Annotated in this window: 18 protein-coding genes and 1 tRNA gene; 9 read left to right on the plus strand and 10 right to left on the minus strand. The window is 75.0% G+C overall.

The annotated features are described in order from the left end of the window. Positions 1-192 precede the first annotated feature (192 nt). A tRNA-Met gene (locus ACZ6ZR_RS04835) sits at positions 193-269 on the plus strand. 59 nt (positions 270-328) lie between these two features. Here ACZ6ZR_RS04835 and ACZ6ZR_RS04840 read toward each other — a convergent pair. Both ACZ6ZR_RS04840 and ACZ6ZR_RS04845 read right to left on the minus strand, forming a co-directional pair. Continuing rightward, complete coding sequence (locus tag ACZ6ZR_RS04840; protein WP_465639396.1) at positions 329-1,918, minus strand: AfsR/SARP family transcriptional regulator; 1,590 nt, start codon at positions 1,916-1,918, stop codon at positions 329-331. Between the two features lie 161 nt (positions 1,919-2,079). Further along, on the minus strand, positions 2,080-2,733 hold the full coding sequence (locus ACZ6ZR_RS04845) for a hypothetical protein (protein WP_465639398.1): 654 nt from the start codon (positions 2,731-2,733) through the stop codon (positions 2,080-2,082). Positions 2,734-3,196: 463 nt separating this feature from the next. On the opposite strand from ACZ6ZR_RS04845, the gene ACZ6ZR_RS04850 reads away from it, so the two are divergent. Both ACZ6ZR_RS04850 and ACZ6ZR_RS04855 read left to right on the plus strand, forming a co-directional pair. Continuing rightward, a complete protein-coding gene (locus ACZ6ZR_RS04850; protein WP_465639400.1) occupies positions 3,197-4,579 on the plus strand; it encodes an NAD(P)/FAD-dependent oxidoreductase in 1,383 nt (460 codons plus the stop codon). Between the two features lie 65 nt (positions 4,580-4,644). Next, positions 4,645-4,926: a hypothetical protein gene (locus ACZ6ZR_RS04855; RefSeq protein WP_465639402.1), complete on the plus strand. Its 282-nt coding sequence runs from the start codon at positions 4,645-4,647 to the stop codon at positions 4,924-4,926. Positions 4,927-5,043: 117 nt separating this feature from the next. Here the strand turns inward: ACZ6ZR_RS04855 and ACZ6ZR_RS04860 are convergent, their stop codons facing one another. The 5 genes from ACZ6ZR_RS04860 to ACZ6ZR_RS04880 form a co-directional block, all read right to left on the minus strand. Continuing rightward, positions 5,044-5,706, minus strand: coding sequence for an acyl-CoA dehydrogenase (locus ACZ6ZR_RS04860; RefSeq protein ID WP_465639404.1), 663 nt, complete (start codon positions 5,704-5,706; stop codon positions 5,044-5,046). Positions 5,707-5,789: 83 nt separating this feature from the next. Continuing rightward, entirely contained in the window at positions 5,790-7,190 is a 1,401-nt protein-coding gene (locus ACZ6ZR_RS04865) for an FAD-dependent oxidoreductase (RefSeq protein WP_465639405.1), read from the minus strand. Between the two features lie 169 nt (positions 7,191-7,359). Next, complete coding sequence (locus ACZ6ZR_RS04870) at positions 7,360-7,533, minus strand: hypothetical protein (RefSeq protein WP_465639407.1); 174 nt, start codon at positions 7,531-7,533, stop codon at positions 7,360-7,362. A gap of 91 nt (positions 7,534-7,624) precedes the next feature. Next, positions 7,625-11,506, minus strand: coding sequence for an nSTAND1 domain-containing NTPase (locus tag ACZ6ZR_RS04875; RefSeq protein WP_465639409.1), 3,882 nt, complete (start codon positions 11,504-11,506; stop codon positions 7,625-7,627). Continuing rightward, positions 11,503-11,946, minus strand: a complete 444-nt coding sequence (locus tag ACZ6ZR_RS04880; protein WP_465639411.1) for a hypothetical protein — start codon at positions 11,944-11,946, stop codon at positions 11,503-11,505. Before ACZ6ZR_RS04880 ends, ACZ6ZR_RS04875 begins: the two co-directional genes overlap by 4 nt. A gap of 180 nt (positions 11,947-12,126) precedes the next feature. On the opposite strand from ACZ6ZR_RS04880, the gene ACZ6ZR_RS04885 reads away from it, so the two are divergent. Beyond that, positions 12,127-13,095: a GlxA family transcriptional regulator gene (locus tag ACZ6ZR_RS04885; protein WP_465639413.1), complete on the plus strand. Its 969-nt coding sequence runs from the start codon at positions 12,127-12,129 to the stop codon at positions 13,093-13,095. A gap of 42 nt (positions 13,096-13,137) precedes the next feature. Further along, positions 13,138-13,815, plus strand: coding sequence for a DJ-1/PfpI family protein (locus tag ACZ6ZR_RS04890; RefSeq protein ID WP_465639637.1), 678 nt, complete (start codon positions 13,138-13,140; stop codon positions 13,813-13,815). A 46-nt stretch (positions 13,816-13,861) separates the two neighbouring features. Here ACZ6ZR_RS04890 and ACZ6ZR_RS04895 read toward each other — a convergent pair whose 3' ends face one another. Both ACZ6ZR_RS04895 and ACZ6ZR_RS04900 read right to left on the minus strand, forming a co-directional pair. Next, positions 13,862-14,242: a hypothetical protein gene (locus ACZ6ZR_RS04895; protein WP_465639415.1), complete on the minus strand. Its 381-nt coding sequence runs from the start codon at positions 14,240-14,242 to the stop codon at positions 13,862-13,864. 152 nt (positions 14,243-14,394) lie between these two features. Next, on the minus strand, positions 14,395-15,168 hold the full coding sequence (locus ACZ6ZR_RS04900) for a methyltransferase domain-containing protein (RefSeq protein ID WP_465639417.1): 774 nt from the start codon (positions 15,166-15,168) through the stop codon (positions 14,395-14,397). On the opposite strand from ACZ6ZR_RS04900, the gene uppS reads away from it, so the two are divergent. Then, on the plus strand, positions 15,106-15,594 hold the full coding sequence (gene uppS / locus ACZ6ZR_RS04905; RefSeq protein ID WP_465639419.1) for a polyprenyl diphosphate synthase: 489 nt from the start codon (positions 15,106-15,108) through the stop codon (positions 15,592-15,594). The genes ACZ6ZR_RS04900 and uppS overlap by 63 nt on opposite strands. Before the next feature lie 298 nt (positions 15,595-15,892). Here uppS and lysA read toward each other — a convergent pair whose 3' ends face one another. After that, positions 15,893-17,218, minus strand: a complete 1,326-nt coding sequence (lysA, locus tag ACZ6ZR_RS04910; RefSeq protein ID WP_465639421.1) for a diaminopimelate decarboxylase — start codon at positions 17,216-17,218, stop codon at positions 15,893-15,895. 286 nt (positions 17,219-17,504) lie between these two features. Between lysA and ACZ6ZR_RS04915 the strand changes: the two genes are divergently transcribed. The 3 genes from ACZ6ZR_RS04915 to ACZ6ZR_RS04925 all read left to right on the plus strand — a co-directional run bounded on the left by ACZ6ZR_RS04915 (position 17,505) and on the right by ACZ6ZR_RS04925 (position 20,356). Beyond that, positions 17,505-18,128, plus strand: a complete 624-nt coding sequence (locus ACZ6ZR_RS04915; protein WP_465639423.1) for a universal stress protein — start codon at positions 17,505-17,507, stop codon at positions 18,126-18,128. A gap of 157 nt (positions 18,129-18,285) precedes the next feature. Then, positions 18,286-18,726, plus strand: a complete 441-nt coding sequence (locus ACZ6ZR_RS04920) for a hypothetical protein (RefSeq protein WP_465639424.1) — start codon at positions 18,286-18,288, stop codon at positions 18,724-18,726. Between the two features lie 214 nt (positions 18,727-18,940). Next, positions 18,941-20,356, plus strand: coding sequence for a lamin tail domain-containing protein (locus ACZ6ZR_RS04925; protein ID WP_465639426.1), 1,416 nt, complete (start codon positions 18,941-18,943; stop codon positions 20,354-20,356). Positions 20,357-20,389 lie beyond the last annotated feature (33 nt).

A 20,389-nucleotide genomic window follows, 5' to 3' on the forward strand; every position in this document is an offset into this window, starting at 1 on the left:
ACGGCCTGCTCGCGGACACCTGGCGAGCACTGATCCATTACAGCAGCTTCACAATGGGCAAATCGGACATCTCACTCTGCGTGAGGTCACGGCTGGATACCGTTCGTTGGCGATCGAACGGCCCCGCCGAACGGCGGGGCCGGAAGTCGATTTCGCGCCGGGTTGGTCATGGCGTACTGTTGGGTTCACCGACGCGGGGTGGAGCAGCTCGGTAGCTCGCTGGGCTCATAACCCAGAGGTCGCAGGTTCAAATCCTGTCCCCGCTACCAAGAGGAACCCGGGTCCGGCACACATCGTGTGCCGGACCCGGGTTCCTTGCGTTTCCCGGTCAGGGGGCGGACGGGGAGAGCCCCAGTGAGTTCAGCATGCGGGCGTGGCCCAGGCGGGAGCGGGCCGCGGCGGCGGGGTCGCCGTTGCGGCGGTGGGCGGTGATGAGCAGCTGCCAGGCCTCCTCGCGGAACGGGTCGATCTCCAGGCTGCGGGTGGCGGCCTGGGCGGCGGCGGCCGGGGCGCCGTCGAGGAGTTCGAGCCGGGCGAGGGAGAGGGCGGCCTCGGCGGCCTCGCGACGGTAGTGCTCGCGGCGTTCGACCACCCACTCGGCGGGGCCGTCCTCGGGGAGCAGGTCGCCGGTGTAGGTGCTGAGGGCGTGGCGCAGGCCGGCCCGGCCGCCCTGCGCCACGGACTGCTCGAACTGCCGGACGTCGCAAGCCCATTGGTCCGGCACCCGGAGCTGGTAGGCCTCGCCGAGGCGCTGCAGGAGCTGAGGGGTGCCGCGGGCGGCGCCGGGCTCCAGCAGGGTGCGGAGGGAGGAGACCGCGACCTGGAGGGAGCGGCCGGCGGCGGCCGGGGGGCGGCCGGGCCAGAGGGACTCCATCAGGAGCTCGCGGTGGACCGGCCGGTTGGGCTGGATGGCCAGTATCCGGAGCAGCGAGCGGGCCCTGGGTCTGGTCAGGCCCCAGTCCAACAGGCTTCCGTCGCGGCCGAGTTGGAAGCCGCCGAAACAGCGCAGGGTGGTGGCCGCGGCGGCCGGGCCGGCCGGCGGGGTGGTGGCGGGGCGGTGGTAGCCCTGGAGATGGAGCCGGAGCAGGGGCGCCACCCAGCGGCCGTCGGGGGTCAACAGGGCGCGGTCCTCGGTGAGTTCGGCCAGCAGCCAGTCGCTGTCGGTGCGGCCGGTGAGGGCGTCGCAGCGCTCGGGGGTGAGCACCGGGAGGGCGGCGACCTGGCTGAGGAAGGCGCGCAGCGCGGCGGGCAGCGGGGCCAGCACCTCGCGGTCCAGGTAGGCGCGGGCGAACGGGCCGGGCCGGGCGGAGTCGCCGAGCAGCCGGAGGGCGGCGGGCCAGCCGGCGGCCAGCTCGGCCGCCGTGGCGGTGGGGTGCAGGCGGGCCGTCTCGGACGGGTCGAAGCCCAGCTCGACGGGGCCGAGCACGGTGGTGCCGGAGAGTTCACGGCGGGTCAGGTTGACCAGGGGGTGCCGCCGCCCGGCCGCCACCACCCGCAGGCCGGGCGGGGCGAGCAGCGCCAGCTCCTCGACGGCGGCCTCGGCCGGGGTGCCGTGCACCCGGTGCAGGTCGTCGACCAGCAGCAGCACGGGGCGGCGGTCGGTGCAGGCGCGTAGGAAGCCCTCCACCGTGCCGCCGGACTCCGGGAGTTGGCGGCCCAGCGCGCCGAGCAGGGAGCCGGTGCCGGTGGTGCCGCGGCAGGGCTGCCAGCGGACCACCCGGGTGCCGGGCCCGGCCCGCTCGGCGAGCTGGGCCAGCAGGGTGGACTTGCCGAACCCGGCGGGGGCGACCAGCAGGGTGAGCGGGCCGCGGGCCGGGCCGGCCGGGCCCGGGAGCAGCTGCCGGAGCAGCCGCTCCCGGGGTAGGGAGGGCGGTTCGACCGGCCCTCCGGTCAGGCCCGCGTCGCTCGTTCCGCGCACAGTCCGCAGCGCTCCCACCTGCACGATGAGACACCATCAGTCGCCGCCCGCACCTGGGCACCGACACTGTAGGAGCTCCCCAGCGCGCACACCAGAGGCGCACATCGCGCACGCATCCGGCGCGCGCCGGGGTCGGTGCGCCCTCGAACGGGCGGTGGCCGTCAGGGGTGGTAGAGCTCGCCGATCTTGTCGATCTTGCCGGAGGCCTTCTCGACGGTGATGGCGAACTGGTTGCCGTAGCAGCCGTAGGGGAAGGCGACCGAGTTGCGGTTGGTCAGGCAGGTGTCGAGGTGCTTCATGAAGTCCTGGAGCGGGAGCTGCTTGGGCTTGAGCTCGTAGAGCACCGAGCTCTTCACCTCGTTGGTCAGCTGGAAGACCTTCACCGGGCCGGTGGCCTCGAAGTAGCCCTCGCCCGGGACCTCGGGGCCGCAGCGGAAGACGGTCTCCTGGGCCTTGATCCAGACCGAGGTGGAGTACCCGACCTCGACGGCCTGGACGACGTGGCCGACCTGGGCCGCGTTCGCGGTGCAGTCGGAGGAGGGCTTGGTGCCGGTCTTCGCGGTGGGCGTGGCCGTGGGCTTGGCCGAGGTGCCGGTGGAGACGTGGGCCGCCGGGGTGGGCGCGGTGGAGGGTGCCGTGGAGGGTGCCGTGGTGGGCGTGCCGGAGGCGGTCGGGGTCGAGGTGACCGCGACGGCCGGTGCCGGGGCGGCGCTCTTGGCGCCGCCGCCCTGCGGGCCGCAGGCGGTCAGGACCAGGCCGGCGGTGGCCAGCAGCAGGGTGGTGGTGGCGGTGGTGGAGAGCTGACGGACTCGCATGGCGTTTCCCCCGGAAGGTAGGTGATCGTTGGTCACACCTCCACACGGGCGCTGCCCCGGGACGGGTCGCACCGTCTGACGTGCCGTGACAGAACCCGGACATTCGGCGGGGCGCGCGGGACCGGGGCGCGCGGGACCGGGGCGCACGGGTCGGGCGCGCGCTCCCTTGTCGGCTCCCGGGGCCGGTGGTCTGATGAAGTGACCGGCCGCTGCGCCAGGTGGGGGAGTCCCCCGGGGCCCTCCAGGCGGTTCGGTCTGATGGTCCACCAGGCGGGGTACGGGGCGCATCGACGGGGTGACGGCGGTGACGGCGGCCGGACCGAGTGAGCGGGTGACCGGGTGAGTTGACCGGGTGCCGGCGGTGGAGACGGTGGTGACGGCCGAGGCGACAAGCGGACGGCAATTCGTCGTCAAGTCGCCCGGGCCATGCTCGTTCCGGCAGGCGCACGACGAGGAGGACGGCATGACGGGTGGGAAGAGCGGCGGGCACGTGGTCGTCGCAGGGGCTGGGATCGGCGGGCTGCTCGCGGCCCGGGTGCTGTCGGAGACGTACGAGCGGGTGACCGTGGTGGACCGGGACACGCTCCCGGAGACGGCGGCGGCCCGGCGCGGGGTGCCGCAGAGCGGGCACGCGCACGGGATGCTGGCGAAGGGCTTCCAGGTGCTGGAGGACCTCTTCCCCGGCCTCGGCGAGGACCTGGTCGGCGAGGGGGCGCTGGTCCGGGACGCGCAGGCGGACGTGCGCTGGTTCAACGACGGGTACGAGATGAAGCAGGCGCACTCCGGCCTGCCCTGTCTGCTGGTCAGCCGGCCCGCGCTGGAGCGCTACCTGCGCTCCCGGGTGGCCGCGCTGCCCGGCGTGGAGGTGCGGGACCGCTGCGAGGTGCTGGAGCCGGTCGGCGACCCGACCCGGAGCCGGATCACCGGGGTGCGGGTGCTGGAGGTGAACGCCGAACCGGAGGAGCTGGCCGCCGACCTGTTCGTCGACTCCACCGGCCGCAGCAACCGGGGCGAGGCCTGGCTGCGCTCGCTCGGCTACCAGCCGGCCCCGGAGGAGCGGATCGACTCCAAGGTGGTCTACGTCTCCCGCGAGTACGTGCGCCGGGCCGGGGAGGCCGACGCCGACGCGTACGTGGTCGGCGCCACGGGGGCGGTCCCGCGCGGCGGGGTGGCGCTCAGCGCGGAGGGGGACCGCTGGCTGGTCACCATGTTCGGCATGAACGGCGACCACCCGCCGGTGGACCCGGAGGGCTACCTGGGCTTCGCCGCCCGGCTGGCCGTGCCCGAGCTGCACCGGCTGATCGAGCGTCTGGAGCCGGTCACCCAGCCGAAGCTGATGCGCATTCCGGTCTCGATCCGGCGGCGCTACGAGAAGGTCGAGCGGATGCCGGAGGGCTACCTGGTCTTCGGCGACGCGATCTGCCAGTTCAACCCGACCTACGGCCAGGGCATGACGGCGGCCGCCTGCCAGGCGGAGGCGCTGCGCGAGGTGTTCGGCCGGCTGCGCGGGGCGGCGGCCGCCAAGGAGTTCTTCCGGCGGGCCGCGCTGGCGACGGACGTCCCGTGGGACATGTCGGTGGGGGCCGACCTGCGCTACCCGTTCGTGGAGGGGAAGCGCAGCCTGCGGGTCAAGCTGCTCAACCGGTACGTGGGCCGGCTGCACCGGGCCGCCGCCGAGGACGCCGCCACCGGGCGGGAGTTCCTCTGGGTGGCCAACCTCCAGGCGCCGCCGCAGCGGCTGTTCGCCTGGAAGGTGCTCAGCCAGGTGCTGCGGCCGCGCCCGGCACGGGCGGCCGCCCGGCCGGCGGTGCGGACCTCGCCGCAGCCGGGGGCCTCGGCCACCTGAACGCCTCGGCTACCGGTGGCGCCTGTGGTGCCGGGACTGTCGGTGGTGCCCGGCAGGATGGCGGGATGGACGAACACGACGAGGAGCTGTTGCTACGGGGCCGGGTGTACGGCGCCGACCACGGGGCGCCGGACCAGGGGCCGCTGCCCGGCCGGCTCTACCGCGAGCTGGTCGGCGGTCCGCTGGACGGGCTGCTGCTCGACGTCACGGGGATGGCCGAGGACGAACTGGCGGCGGGGGCGGCCCTGGTGACGGAGCTCGGCTCGCACGGCCCCGGCGGCCGGGCGCACTACGAACCGCGCCCGGCCGCCCCGGCCAAGTGGGACTGGGTCGGCGACTCGCTCTGACGGGCGGGGCCGCAGGGCCCGAGCGGGCGGGCCTCCCTGGCCCACGGGGGTGGTCAGGGAGGCCCGCCCGTCTGCGAGGTGCTCGCTCCGCCGAGGCCCCGCCGCCTCCGGGCGTGGTCAGGGGGTGAACGCCTCCTGGTACGCGGGGGTGGTGATCGGCAGCCGGGCGAGCAGCGGTTCGGGCAGGTCGAAGGCGTCCACCAAGGGGAGGGCGTGCCCGGCCAGCCGGTTGAGGGAACGTTCCCGCAGGGCGGGCAGCTCGGCGGCCTGACGGGTGGTCAGGCCGCCGGCGGCCAGCAGGCCGGTGGCGTGGCGCTCGATCCGGTCCAGGGTGAACAGCCGGTGCAGGTCGGCCAGCAGGCTCCGCGCGGTCGGGTCGGTGGCGGCATCGGCCCAGGCCAGCAGTGCGGCGCCGGCGTCGTGCTCGGCCCGGGCGGTGACGGCGGCCAGCGAGTCGGGCGCGGCGGCGTTCCACCGGCCGACCGCCTCTCCGGCGGGGGCCTCGCGCAGTAGTACCCGGGCCCGGGCCAGGTGGTGGCGCCCCGCGGCGGCCAGCAGGGCCTGGCGGCCGGCCGGGTCGCGGAGCGCGTACGGCGCGGGGGCCGGGGTGGAGCGGCCGTCGGCCTCGGAATCGGCTCCGGCCTCGGCATCGGCGTTGGCGTCGTCGGCGGAGAGCAGCAGCTCGGCCCCGGCCTTGGCCCAGAGGGCGAGGTTGTCGCCCTCGGCGGTGATGGTGCCCTCGATGCCGGGAGCGGGCCGGCTGCCAGGGATCATGGTCATACGTGGGGAATTGATCTGTTGTCAGATCGGTCACGGCCGTGTGAGGTGGATCACCATGAGTCCGCCGCTTCTCCCGGCACGGCTCAGCCGGTGGGCTGCGGCTGCCTGCTGACGGCCCGTCGGGCGATCTTGGCCAGGACCGAGGGGTGCATCAGCAGGGAGGACGGGGCGGTCATGTTGGCCACCTTGACGAAGCGGGTCCAGACGTCGGCGTCGTGCCGGGCCAGGGCGAAGACCTGCTGGTTGTACCAGTGCGCGAAGCGGGCGGCCGGCGGCCGGCCCGACGGGGTCCACATCAGGTCCGAGGTGGTGGAGAGGGACCAGGGCACCTTGATGATCCCGGCCGCCTCGCGCAGGTACGCCCGGCTCAGGCCGGTCAACCCCGTGACGCCGGCGCGGTGGTGGCGCAGCAGCGTGCCGAGCGCGTCGGCCTCGATGGCGGCGACGGTCAGCCCCTGGCCGTAGACCGGGTTGAAGACGCAGAGCGCGTCGCCGATCGCGATCAGCCCCTCCGGCCAGCCGGGGCTGCGGTGGTGCAGGCGCCAGGTGCTGCCCGGGTTGGTGTAGCGGTGCACCTCGTCGTGGTGGCTGCGGCGGGCGATGTGCTCGGCCAGGCGCGGGTTGCCGAGGGTGCGGGCGTACTCCAGGAAGCCGTCCGGGTCGGTGGGCGGGTGCTGCTCGAAGCCGAACAGCGAACAGACCCAGCGGCCGTGCTCCACCGCGAGCATCGCGCCGCCGCGCCGCACCGAGGGGGCGAAGGTCATCTGGTAGGCGAGGTCGTACTCCTGCGCCTCCGTGGTGCGGTCGAAGACCATGGTGGTGTAGGTGATCTTCGCCTTGACCGTGGTCCGCGCCGAGACCGGCAGTTGAGCCCGGGTCAGCCACTCGTCGATCGCGGTGGTGCGGCCGGAGGCGTCCACCACGAGGTCGGCGGCGGCCTCCAACTCCTCGCCCTCCACGCTTCGGTAGCGCACCGCGGCGATCCGGCCGCCCGGCCCCTGGACCAGCCCCTGGACGCGGACCCCGCCGAGCAGCCGCACCGGTGCCAGGTCGAGCACCCGGCCGCGGATCCGGCGCTCCAGCTCGTCCCGGGTGAAGCTCTGCACCCGCACGCCGGTGGAGGTGCGGGTGGCGTAGCCGGTGGGCAGCAGGAAGCTGATCCGCTCGCCGTAGTCGAAGACCGGGGCGCCGAGCTCCTCCAACTCCGCGCGCAGGCCCGGGAAGAGCTTCTCCAGCACCTCGGCGCCCTTGGCCAGCATCGCGTGCGCGTGGTACCCCTGCGGGGCGCTCGGATGGGCGCCGGTCTCCCGGCCCACCACGTCCCGCTCCAGCACCAGGACCTCGGCGAAGTGGTCGGCCAGCGTCCGGGCCGCCAGTAGACCGGCGTAGCCCCCGCCGATCACCACGGCCCGCTCCCAGCCCGGACCGCGCCCGCCCGTGCCGCTTCCTCCGCTGCCTCCGCCGTCCGTGCCCGCCTCAGTCATGGCGCTCCCCGCTCCTCCGGCTGCCGGAGGCCCTGGCCGGGCCGCCGTCCGTGCACCACTTCACCGTGCGGCTCCCGGGGCGATCAAGGGTGACCACGGGGCGCGCGGAGGTGCGCGGTGGGCGCTGACACGGTGTCAGCGTGCGCGGGTCGGCCCCCCGGCGGGTGTTTCAGCGCGAGGCCTGACGCACCGGTACCGCATCGGTGAACAGGAGCACCACGGTGCCGAACAGCCCGCCGCTCAGCGAGTTGTCGTCCCCGATCACGGCGTTCTGGACCACGTTGGAGATCCGGACGGCCTTCTCGGCGTACGGGACGCCCGCGTCGAACAAGTCCTGCCACATCCGCCCGAGGCTAGTGCCGTGCCCGGCCCCGCCACCGCCCGCCGCGCCGGAACCCGCCCCCGGCCGGCCCAGTACGGGAGATGACGGGGTGTCAGGCACCGCCGCAGGGCGGGTCGTAGGGGACGGCCGGGGAGACGTACTCCTTCCAGACGGCGGGGGTCATGGCGGTGCGGGTGGAGGCGCAGAGGACGTCGTGGACGCGGGAGGGCTCGGTCTGCCACAGGCGCACCGTGCCGTCGTCGCCGCCGGTGATCAGCCGGCCGTTCGGGCTGAACCGCAGGGCCCAGACGGTGCCGTTGTGGCCGGTGAGAGGGAGGCCGTAGGGGGTGACGTGGGCCGGGTCGGAGACGTCCCAGAGGTGGATCTGGCCGAGGGTGTTGCCGCTCGCCAGCAGGGCGCCGTCCGGGGCGAAGGCGGTGCTGGTCACGAAGCCGGTCTCGGGCAGCGGCTCGCCGAGGACGGTGGGCGCCTCGGGCCGGGAGACGTCCCACAGGCGGACCTTGCTGTCCGCGCCGCCGGTCGCGATCAGCCGCCCGTCCGGGCCGATGCCCAGGGACCAGGCCTGTTGAGGGATGGTCAGGCCGCTGACCTTGGACGGGACCGTCCTGCTGGCCGTCCGGGAGACTTGGAGGTTGCCGAACATGTCCACGGTGTAGAGGTACTTGCCGCCGGGGGCGGCGGCGATGCCACGGATCGGCATCCGGGCGGTGGTCAGCTCGCCTCCGAGGGCTCCGGGCCGGGCCGGGTCCGAGACGTCCCAGGCGTGCAGCCCGCCCGCGTAGGCCCCGTAGCTGTACATGGACGAGGCCGTGAGGGTGTGCCCGTCGGCGTCGAAGGCCAGCCCGGACACCGGTTGGAGTTCGCCGGGCAGCGGCGCGCTCAGCGCGACCGGGCGGGCCGGCGCCGACACGTCCCAGAGCTGGACGGTGCCGTCGTTCCTGCCGCCGGCCAGGTTGCCGCCGCCGGTGGCCAGGACGGTCGTCCCCGAGGTCCCGGGCCGGAACGCCAGCGCGGACATGGTGACCTTGAACGCGGGCAGGGCGCCGAGGGGCAGGACGCGTCCCGGGTCGGAGACGTCCCACAGGGTGACCTGGGAGCCGGAGGCGACGGCCAGCAGCCGGCCGTCCGCGGTCACGGCCACGGCGCCGACCCCCTGCCCGCCTCCGGTGACCGCCAGCGTCGGGGGCAGCCGCCAGAGCAGCGCCCTGCCGTCGGAGCCGGCGCTCGCCAGGGTGCGCCCGGTGGGGTCGAACGCCAGGCTGCCGACCATCGAGGTGTGCCCGCGCAGTGCCGGCCCCAGCACCCTGGTCTGCGACGGGGAGCCGACGTTCCAGAGGTAGACGTTCCCGGACTGCTCCCCGGTGGCGAGCAGGCGCGCGTCCGCGCTGAAGGCGACCGAATCGGCCGGGGAGCCGAGGGTGAGCGTGTTGCTGACCTTGGGCCGTTGCGGGTCCGACACGTCCCAGACCAGCACCCGGCTGTCGTTCCCGGCGCTGGCCATCACCCGGCCGTCGGGGCCGAACGCCACCTGGTTGACCATGTCGGCGTGCCCGGTCAACGGCCCGCCCAGCAGCGCCGGGTGGGCCGGGTCGGAGACGTTCCACAGCTGCAGCAGCGCGCTTCGGCGGCCCCCCTCGGCGAGGGTGCTGCCGCTGACGGCCAGTGAGGTGCCGCCCGCGCCGAAGGCGACCGAGAGGATCCCCTGCCCGGGGACGGGCGGTATGGCGCCCAGCAGGCTCGGACGCCTCGGGTCCGCGACGTTCCACAGCTGCACGGTGCCGGTCTGGTTGCCGGTCTGTTCGGTGAAGGCACTGAGGGCCAGCACGCGGTTGTCGGGGCTGAACTTGAGACTCACCACCGCGCCCTTCGCCACCGGAACCGAGGCCGAGAGTGCCACCGGGTGGTCCGCCCTGGAGACGTCGAAGATCCGGATGCTCCCGTCCGCGCCGCCCCGGGCCAGCAGGGCCCCCTGCGAGCTGTAGGCGACCGGCTGGACGGAGACGCCCTTCTCGTCGCCGACGGCCGGTGAGACCAGCGCGGGCGGCCGCGCCGGGTCGGAGACCTCCCAGGTCCGCAACTTGTCGGCTCCGGTGCTGAGTTGACCGGAGGGTGCGAAGGCGACGGAGAACACGGCCCCGGACTGGCCGGGCAGGGCCGTGGGCTGCACGGCACCGGCCTCCGTCAGCAGCTGGGTGCGCAGCTCCGGTGTCGGCCGCATCCGGTAGGCGACCAGGTCGAGTTGGGCCGCCAAGGCTCCGTTGCCCGGGCGCTGGCGGTCCGCCTCGGCGCGGACCCGGGCGAAGATCGCGTTGTCGCGCTGCTCCAGGGCGCTGCGGCTCTGCTCGAAGGCGAACACCGCCAGCACCGAGGCGAGCAAGGCCAGCGCCGTGACGGCGGCGACCGCGCCGCTCCGGATCCGCCGGCCGCGGCGCCGGTGGCGCCGGGAGGCGGCGAGGAAGTCCGTGACCAGCGGGGTGAGGTCCTCGGGGCTAGCGCCCGCCGCCCAGTCGCGGGCCAGCTCCAGCTTCGTCCCGCCGTGCAGGGCCGAGGTGTCCTTCCGGCCGCCGCGCTCCCAGGAGAGCGCCGCCTCCTCCACGCCCTGCCGCACCGCGACGCCGCTCTGGCCCGCCCCGATCCAGTCGCGGCGCAGCCGGGGCCAGGCCCAGAGCAGCGCCTCATGGGTGATCTCGACCGTGACGGCGCCGTTCTCCCGCTCCACGCCCTGGGTGAGCAGTCGGGCGGCGGTGAACCGTTCGGTGACGGCGGGCACCGCCTGCGGGTCGGCGGCGGCCAGCAGCAGGTCGGCGCGGGTGCGGCGGCGCCTGGTCACCTCGCCGTTCTCGCCGATCCTGACCAGGCCCAGGAAGAGCAGCCGCGCCGTCTGCTGCTCCTCCTCGCCGAGCCCGGCGAACTCCTCCTCGGCGGTGGCCGCCACCGCGCCGTCGATGCCCCCGGTGGCGCGGTAGCTGTCCACCGTCAGGGCGTCGCCCCGGCGCTCCAGCCAGGTCGCGCGCAGGGCGTGCGCGAGCAGCGGCAGCCGCCCGGCCTCGTACGCGCCCTCGTCCTGCCGGGCCGAGCCGCGCAGGTCGCGGACCATGGTGGCGACCAGCTCCGGGCCGACCGACAGACCGCTGCGCAGCGCGGGCCGCTCCACCGCGCTGCGCAGCTCCTCGTCGGTCATCGGGCCCACGATGACCTGACGGTTCACCAGGGCGTCGCGCAGGTACGGGAAGTCGGCGCAGGAGCCGTAGAAGTCCGCGCGCAGCCCGTAGAGGGCCAGTACGGCGGGCTCCTGACCGCCCGTCAGACCGGCGAGTACGTCGACGAACCGGCGGCGGGCGGACTCGTCCCGGCAGAGCGTGAACAGCTCCTCCAGCTGGTCCACGACCAGGACCACCCGCCCCCGGGGCGGGAGGCGCAGGCGTTCGCGGACCAGGGCGCCGAGCGTGCCCGGGGCGGCGTCCATCGCCTCGGCCAGCTCGGCCTCGTCGGCCCCGGTGAGGGTGCCGAGGCCCGAGGCGAGCACCGCGAGCGGATCGGCGGTGGGGGTGAGCAGCAGCTGCGGCCAGTACCGCGAGCCGGGCAGCTTCCCCCGGGCCAGGGCGGGCAGCACACCGGCCCGCAGCAGCGAGGACTTGCCGGTGCCGGAGGGCGCGACGACGGCCAGCGGGCTGTGGTCGGCGAGGCACTGGTCGAGCCGCTCCAGGACCTGGTGGACCAGGGCCTCCCGCCCGAAGAACCAGTCGGCCTCGCTGCCGCCGAACGCCCGCAGACCCGGGTACGGGCACTCCTCGCCGGCGGAGGGCGAGAGGGTCCGGACGGACTCCCGGCCACCCCGGTGGTAGTGCTCGTGCACGCCGCCCTGGAAGACGACCATGCTCCCGGCGGCCTGGTAGATGGTGCCGCGCTCGGTGGCCCACGCGTGCAGCTCGACGTGCTCGGCCGTCCGCTCGGCGTCCTGACGGGGCGTCACGGACGTCCGATGGTCATGTCGCCACCGGACTGGTACAGCTGTGAACTGTCGTGCGAGGAGGCGTGCATCTCGGTGTGGCGGGTACCGCCGGCGGCCTGTCCGCGCGGCGGGTGCGGCCCGGCGGCGAGTCCGGTGCCGGGCTCGGTGGTGAGTTCGGCGACGACCTGGGCGAGGGCCTGGGCGGCCGCCTCGTCGGTGGCGAGCAGCCGGCCGAACCGCAGCCGCCACGCCGCGACCAGGTCCTCCCGGTCCTCCTCGTGGGCCGGGTCGAGGAGCAGCGCGCGGGCGTCCTCCAACTCCCCTTCCACCACGGCCGTCTGGTCCGGGTGGTGCCAGAGCCGGGCGACCAGCCCCCGGACCTGCTGCCAGGCGTCGGTCGCGAGCGCGCTCACCACCGTCGTCGCCGCCGTGGTCGCCAGGGCGGTCAGTTCCGCGTCCATGGGTGTCCCCCCGTGTTCGATGGTCGATGGGCCCGCTCGGTGCTCGGTGTGCACTGTGTTGACATGGCCAGTGTGGGTGCCGGTTCCGGCCGTGACCAGGGGCACGGTCGCGCGGGGTGGCCGAAAAGGTGGGAAGCGCGTCATTGCTGACGCGCCGTCGGCCCTGGAAGGGTGGACGGCATGGAGCAGCGCAGTGTGCTGGTGGTCCTCTTCGAGGACGTGCAGAGCCTGGACGCCACCGGGCCGTTGGAGGTGTTCGCCGGGGCGGGCGGGGTGTCGGCCGGGTACCGGCTGAGCACCGCCGCGCTGGGTGGCGGGCCGGTGCGGGCCGGCAGCGGGCTGCGGCTGCTGCCGGACGCGGACCTGGCGGAGGTCGGCCCGCCGCACACCCTGGTGGTGCCGGGCGGCCACGGGACGTTGCGGCCGGACCCGGCGCTGGTGCGGCGGATCGCCGAACTGGCCGCCGGGGCCGAGCGGGTGGCCTCGGTCTGCACCGGCGCGTTCCTGCTCGGCGCGGCCGGCCTGCTGGCGGGCCGCCGGGCCACCACGCACTGGGCGTACTGCGATGCGCTGGCCCGCCGCTTCCCGGAGACCGAGGTCGACCCGGATCCGATCTACGTCCGGGACGGCCGGATCGCCACCTCGGCCGGGGTGACGGCCGGGATCGACCTGGCGCTGGCCCTGGTCGAGGAGGACCACGGGCGGGAGGCGGCCCTGACCATCGCCCGGCACCTGGTGATGTTCCTGCGCCGCCCCGGCGGCCAGGCGCAGTTCTCCGTCCAGCTCTCCGCCCAACTGGCCGAGCGGGAACCGCTGCGCGAGCTCCAGCAGTGGATCGCCGAGCACCCCTCGGCCGATCTCTCGGTCCCCGCGCTGGCCCGGCGGGCGGCCCTGTCGCCCCGTCACTTCGCCCGCGCCTTCACGGCCGAGGTCGGCGTCACGCCCGGCCGCTACGTGGACGGCGTCCGGTTGGAGGCGGCCCGGCGCCGCCTGGAGGAGGGCCGGGAGGGGATCGAGGAGGTGGCCCGGGCGTGCGGCTACGGCACCGCCGAGGCGATGCGCCGGGCGTTTGCCCGCACGCTCGCGGTCACGCCGGGGGAGTACCGCCGCAAGTTCGCGGCCGAGCCGCTCCGAGCGCCTTCGGGCTGAAGCGGAACACACGGAGAGAGTCGAGAGGAAAGAACAGTGAGCTTGAAGATCGCGATCCTGCTCTACGACGGCTTCACCACGCTGGACGCCGTCGGTCCGTACGAGGTGCTCGGCCGGATACCCGGTGCGGAGGTGGTGTTCACGGCCGCGGCGGCCGGCCCGGTCCGGGGTGACCAGGGCAGCCTGGCCCTGGTCGCCGAGGCGGCGCTGACCGAGGTGACCGCGGTGGACCTGCTGCTGGTGCCGGGCGGGCCCGGTACGGAGGCGGTCCTGACGGACCGGCAGGTGCTCGACTGGGTCCGGGCGGTCGACGCGACCAGCACCTGGACCACCTCGGTCTGCTCCGGTTCGCTGATCCTGGGCGCGGCCGGGCTGCTGACGGGCCGCCGGGCGACCACGCACTGGATCGGCCACGACCTGCTGGCCGGGTTCGGCGCCGTCCCGACCGAGGAGCGGGTGGTCTTCGACGGCAAGTACGCGACCGCGGCCGGGGTTTCGGCCGGGATCGACCTCGGCCTGCACCTGGCGGGGCGGATCGCGGGGGACGCGGTGGCCCAGGCGATCCAGCTGATCACCGAGTACGACCCCCAACCGCCGTACCGGGCCGGTTCCTCGGCCACGGCCCCGGCGGAGGTGGTGGCCGCCGTCCGGGCCGCCGGGATCGAGGTCGACCCGGCGCTGATCGACCCGGCCTCACCGCTGGCTGAGGCCCGGGGCTGAGGCCCGGGGCTGAGGCCCGGCCCGGAAACGGGGCGCTGTCGCTCCGTCAGGCGGAGGGGTGGGTACAGAGGGTGGTCTGCTGCTCCGGCGCCAGGGCCGGGGCGGTGGTGACGCAGACGATGCTCAGCTCGTTGGTGACCACCTTGGGGGTGGAGATCACGGCCGGGCCGGAGCGCAGGGCGGTGGCCGAGGAGACCGTCACCCACGGGCTGCCCCAGGCGCGCTGTGTCTTGAGCTCCACCTTGGCCAGCACCGGCTGCGCGCCGGTGGAGGTGAGCCGGGCGAGGCCCGCCAGGCCGGCGGCGTCCCGCTCCTGCCAGGCGCAGGGCAGCCCGGTGAACGAGGCCTCGGTGGCGCAGGTGACCGGACCGGTGGTCACCGCGGGGGTGGCGGAGGCCGTGGCGGGTACGGCGAGAAGGGCGGTCATACCGACAGCAACGGCTGCGATGCGGGTGCGCATTACGGTGTACTCCCTAGGAATCGAAGGCTTTTGGCCCGACGGGGTGAGTCTTGCACACCGTGCCCGCATCATCACTGTGTGGAGCGTCACACCGCTGGTAGTCGGATGAACACCGTGGGCTACCGAGGTGGACGGCCCGCATCCGTCCGGCTGTCGAGATGAACGCCCGACGTCTGGGACGCCACCGGACCGTCGGGCGCCTCGGCCGTGACCACGTGGAGGGTGACGGAGGCGAGGAACGGGCCGCGCGCGAGGTGGGCGAGCCAGGAGTCCGCCTGGGCGCGGCTGAAGTGGCCCGAGGCGACGGCGCGTTCGGCGTTCCGGTGGAGTCCGAGCGCCCGGTCGGCCGCCTCGGCGTCCCGGAAGACCGAGGTGACCGGGATCACCGAAGGGACGGCGAAGCCCAGCTGCCCGGCGAGCCGGGGGAGTTGACGCCCGACGGTCGGATTCCGGACCACCCGTTCGCACAGGTGCCGGGTGTACGCGCGCGGCAGCTCCGGGTCGGGGTGGTCGACGGCGAGGGTCTCCCAGTCGGGCTCGGCCGCCACCAGGAGCCCGCCCGGCCGCAGGGCCCGCAGCGCCTCGGCCAGCACCTGCGGGACGTCGGCGACGTGCTGGAGCAGGCGGTCGGTGCGGATCCGGTCGACGGAGCGCGGCCGGACCGGGAGGGCGTGGACGTCCGCCCGCAGCACCTCCGTCGAGCCCAGTGGGGCGGAGCGGGCGAGCGCCTGACGGACCATCAGGGGGTCGCGGTCGACCCCCAGCACCCGCCCGCCGGGGCCCACCGCCGCGTCGAGCGCCGGCAGGTCGGTGCCCGGCCCGCAGCCCAGGTGGTGATCGAGGACGTGCTGGCCTCCGCGCTGCCCGGCGCGCGGCCGCGTTGGCGGATGCACGTGGCGGGCGACCTCACCACCGTGCCCCCCTCCACCGCGCGGGCGCTGGAGGGGGCGGTCGAGGCCACCCGCGAGTGCTCCGGCGCACACCTGACGTTGGCCGTGGGCTACGGCGGACGGCAGGAGCTGGTCGACGCTGTCCGTGACTTGCTGTACGAAGTGGATGACGGTGGGCGACCCGTGCGGGAGGTGGCCGACGGGCTGGCGGCGGAGGACATCGCGCGCCATCTGTACACCGCCGGGCAGCCCGATCCCGACCTGGTGATCCGCACCAGTGGGGAGCAGCGACTGTCCAACTTCCTTCTGTGGCAGAGCGCTTACGCGGAGCTGTACTTCTGCGAGGCGTACTGGCCGGCCTTCCGGAAGGTCGACTTCCTCCGCGCGGTGCGGGCGTTCGCCGCCCGGCGGCGGCGCTACGGAGCCTGAGGGGCTGGCCTCCGGATTCGTCACTCTGCGTACTGCGCTGAACCGGTACAGCAAGGCGTGACGGGGCGGCGCGGTGGCGGGTCGTCAGGCCGTACGATGAGCGCGGACCGCCCTGCGGCACACGGGACCACCGTCCTGGACGGCCGATGGTTTCCGCCATGGCTCCGTCCAGTCGGACGCGTCCCTCACCGTGGAGTGCGCGACCGTGCCCTGACCGGGCCGGCTCGCGTCGGTGGTCCGCCAATGCTTCTCCCGTCGCCCTCGGGCGGGCGGGGCGTGCGGCCGTACCGGCCGGTGATCAGGGGTGCACCTCGCGGGCGCGGAAGTCCTCCACCGTCTCACGGCGGATCAGGAGCCGGGCCCGGCCGTCGCGGACGGCGGTCACCGCGGGCCGGCCGACCAGGTTGTAGCCGGAGGCCATCGAGAGTTGGTAGGCCCCGGCCGCCGGGACGGCCAGCAGGTCTCCCGGCCGCAGGTCGGCCGGCAGCCGGGCGGCCCGGACCAGGACATCGCCCGCCTCGCAGTGGCGCCCCACCACGTCCACCTCGCGCAGGGCCACGCCGGCGGCCGGGGTGCGGCCGACCAGGCGGGCGCAGTAGCGGGAGCCGTAGAGGGCGGGGCGCGGGTTGTCGCTCATGCCGCCGTCCACCGCGGCGAAGACGCGGCCGTCGGCGCCGGCCTTGACGGTCAGCACCCGGTAGAGCGCGACGGCGGCGGGGGCGATCACGGCCCGGCCCGGTTCGAGCAACAGCCTTGGCAGGTCGAGGCGGTGGCGTGCGCACCGTTCGGCGAGGCGGTGCCGCAGCGCCTCGGCCAGCCGGTGCGGGTCGAGGCCCTGCTCGCCCGGCAGGTACGCCACCCCGTGGCCGCCGCCGAGGTCCAGCTCGGGCGGCTGCACGCCGTGGCGGTCCCGGACGGCCGCGAGCAGCTCCACCAGCCGGTCGACGGCGGTCAAGTAGGGCTCGGGTGAGGTGATTTGGGAACCGAGGTGGCAGTGCAGCCCGGCCAGCACCAGCCCCGGCTGCTCCAGCACCCGCCGCACCGCCTCGGCCGCGTCGCCGCCCTCCAGGGCGAAGCCGAACTTCTGCCCGGTGACGCCGGTCCGGACCGCCTCGTGGTGGCCGGCCGCGACCCCGGGGACCACCCGGACCAGCACCCGCTGCGGCACCTCCGCGACGGTGAGGGCGGCGAGCCGGGTGATCTCGGCGTGGTTGTCGACGGCGATCCGGCCGACCCGCAGCCGGCGGGCCAGCCGCAGCTCCTCGGGGCTCTTGGCGTTGCCGTGCAGCAGGATCCGCTCGGCCGGGAAGCCGGCCGCCGTCGCCAGCCGCAGCTCGCCCTCGGAGCAGACGTCCAGGCCGAGACCCTCCTCGGCCACCCAGCCGGCCACCGCGGAGGAGAGGAACGCCTTTGCCGCATACAGCACTTCGGCCTCCGGGAAGGCACTGTGGTAGGCGCGGCAGCGGGCCCGCAGCTCGGCCTCGTCGAGGACGTACAGCGGGGTGCCGAAGCGCTCGGCGGCCTCGGTCAGCGAGACCCCGCCGACGGTCAGGTCACCGGTGGTGGTGGAGGTGGCGGTGGCCGGCCAGGGGGAGCCGAGCCGGGGCGGGGCGCTGGTGATCATGTGTGGGCTCCGGGGGGTGTGGATTCGGTCCGACCCGTTCGACGCTAGGGCGAACGGTCATGGGGGCGGCGCTTCCTGACGCACCGTTGACTGGGGGAGGCCCGGTCCGTACAGCCTTTTGACGCCGAGAGGGTTGCGGCGGGGCGGCCGCCGGGGTCCGTGTCAGGGAAGTGTTGGGATTCGAACGGCCCTCGTCAGGGAAGCGTCAACGGGCGGCTCAGGGGGGTGCGGGAGCGGTTTGGCTGTCTGCCACACATCCGGACGAGCGAGAGCAGGGGACAGCGGGATGGACGAGCAGGACGGGGCCCGGGGGACACGGCGGCCGCGGCGGATCGTCGTCGGGGTCAGCGGCTCGCTGGGCAGCCTCGCCGCGCTGCACCGGGCCGTCGGCGAGGCACGGCGGACCGACGCCGAGGCGCGGCGGGCTGACGCCGAGGGGGCCGGGGGAGCCGGGGGAGCCGAGGTGCTGGCCGTGCTCGCCTGGCTCCCGCAGGGCGGCGAGGCCGGCTACCGCCGCGCCCCCTGCCCGCCGCTGCTGACGGTCTGGGAGGAGAGCGCCACGGCGCGGCTGGCCGAGGCCCTGGAAGCCGCCTTCGGTGACGGCGGGCCGGCGGGGGTGCGGCTCGCCGGCTGCGTGGTGCGCGGGGAGACGGCGCGGGCCCTGGCGCTCCTCGCCGACCGGCCGGACGACCTGGTGGTGGTCGGTGCGGGCAGCGGCAGCCGGCTGCGCAGGGGGCTGCGGGCCTCGGTGCCGGGGGAGTGCGTCAAGCGGGCGGTGTGTCCGGTGCTGGTGGTGCCGCGGCCGCCGCTGCAACGGGAGTTGGAGCACTGGTCGTGGCGGCACCTGTGGCAGCCGCCGCTCTCGGTGGTGCCGGTCGGTGGGGTGGGTGGCGTCGCGCGCGAGCGGTGACGTGGCGTGCCTCCGGCCGCTCTGGCGGGGCGAGTTGGGGCTTGTTGCCGGGATGCTTGGGGTGGGGGCCGTGCGTGGCCCGCGGGCGGGCGGTGGTCGGGGCGGTGGGTCGACTCGGTTGCGGGAGAGAGGGGTTGGGGTGATCGGGGACGAGGGGATGAGGCTGTACCGGGCCCGGCCGGGTGGGCGGACCTTCCGGCCGGCGGTGCGGCGGCTGCCGGTGGGGGTGTCGTTGGCGCTCGCGCTGGCCGGGGCGGCCGGGCTGGTACCGGCCCTGGCGGTGCTCGGGGAGCGGCGCGCGACCTGGTTCGCCCTCGGGGCGTTCGCGCTCGGGTGCGCGGCGGTCGGGGCGAACTCCCGGCCGACTGCTGCTCCGTTGATCGCCGTGGCGGCCTGGCTGTTCTTCAACGGCTTCGTGATCCACCGTCATGCCGTGCTGGGCTGGTCGAGCACGGGCGGCGAGTGCGCGCGGCTGGGCCTGTTCTGCTCGGCCGCACTGGCCGCCGCGCTCCCGGCGGCCTGGCCCCGGCGGACGGTACGGGCGCTGCCGGTCGCCCCGCCCGAGGCGGTCGGCGGCCCGCCGGGGCGGGTGGCCTGAGCGGCGGCGTGCTCCGGCTACGGGTCGGAACCGTACGAGGTGCCGCCCACGAGGTGCGGGTCGGGCTTCGGGCGGGCACACCGAGGTGGACGGGACCACGCACGGTTCGGCCACCGTTCACGGATGAACCACCTGTTGGTGGTGGGCCATTCGGCCGGACCGAGGACTGTCATGCCCGCCCTGAAGCAACCCCCTCCCCCCAGGATGGACAACCGTGACCGCTTCGCCCGCCGGCCGTTGGCGCCGTCGTCTCGCCCCCTCGCTCGCCGCCGCCACCGCCCTGGTGGCCGGCGTCCTGACCGCGGCCCCCGCCCAGGCGGCCCCGGCGGACGACATCCGGATCAACGAGGTCGTGACCACCGGCAGCGTCAACGACTCGATCGAGCTCTACAACAAGGGCACCGCCGCGGTCGACGTCTCCGGCTGGGTCCTCAAGGACGACAGCTCCTCCAGCTACAAGATCGCCTCCGGCACCACGCTGGCCCCGGGCGGCTTCCTGGCCTTCGACGTGTCAGGCTCCTTCGGCCTCGGCTCCAGCGACAAGGCCCGGCTCTACCTGCCGGGCGGCTCCACCCTGGTCGACAGCTTCACCTGGACCAGCCACTCCGCCCCGTCCTGGTCGCGCTGCGCCGACGGCACCGGCGCCTTCAAGTCGGCGGCGCTGACGCTCGGTTCGGCCAACGCCTGTGGCACCTCCGGCGGCGGCAACACCACGCCGGTGGCCTGGCCCGGCAGCTCCACGGTGGCCACCGCGGACGGCTCCAACGTCTTCGGCGAGGACCTCAGCGGCCTCGCCCTGGAGGGCAGCGGCGTGCTCTGGGGCGCGCAGAACTCCGGCAAGCTCTGGCGCCTGGTGCCCAACGGCTCCGGCGGCTGGAAGCCCGACACCGCCAACGGCTGGACCTCCGGCAAGGCCCTGCGCTTCACCAACGGCTCGGGCGCCCCCGACGCCGAGGGCGTCACCCTCACCTCGGCCGGCGCGGCGGGCGGCGTCTTCGTCTCCAGCGAGCGCGACGGCTCGGGCAGCAGCCGCCTCTCGGTGCTGCGGTACGACGTCTCCGGCAGCTCGTCCTCGCTGACCGCCACCAAGGAGTGGAACCTGACGGCGGACCTCCCGTCGGTCGGCTCCAACGCCGGTCTGGAGGCGGTGACCTGGGTGCCCGACTCGGCGCTGACCGCGGCCGGCTTCAAGGACGCCTCCACCGGCGCCGTGTACGACCCGGCCGGCTACGGCGCGCACAGCGGCGGCGTCTTCTTCGTCGGCCTGGAGGGCAACGGCTCGGTCTACGGCTACGTCCTCCAGGACTCCGGCGCGTTCAAGAAGGTGGCCACCGTCAGCTCCGGCATGAGCGGCGTGATGGACCTGGAGTGGGAGCCGCAGACGAACCGCCTCTGGGTGGTCTGCGACGACACCTGCGGCGGCCAGCACCGCACCTTCACCGTGAACGCCTCGGGCGTCCTCGCCGTGGCCGCCGTCTACAACCGGCCGACCGGCATGGCCAACCTGAACAACGAGGGCTTCGCGGTGGCGGGCGCGGCCGAGTGCGTCGGCGGCTCCAAGCCGGTGTACTGGTCGGACGACTCCAACACCAGCGGGCACGCGATCCGCAAGGGCAGCATCAGCTGCTGACGCCCCGTCCGCCGCGGCGGTCCCGTCCCCGGG

The sequence above is a fragment of the Kitasatospora sp. NPDC088742 genome, from assembly GCF_055584905.1.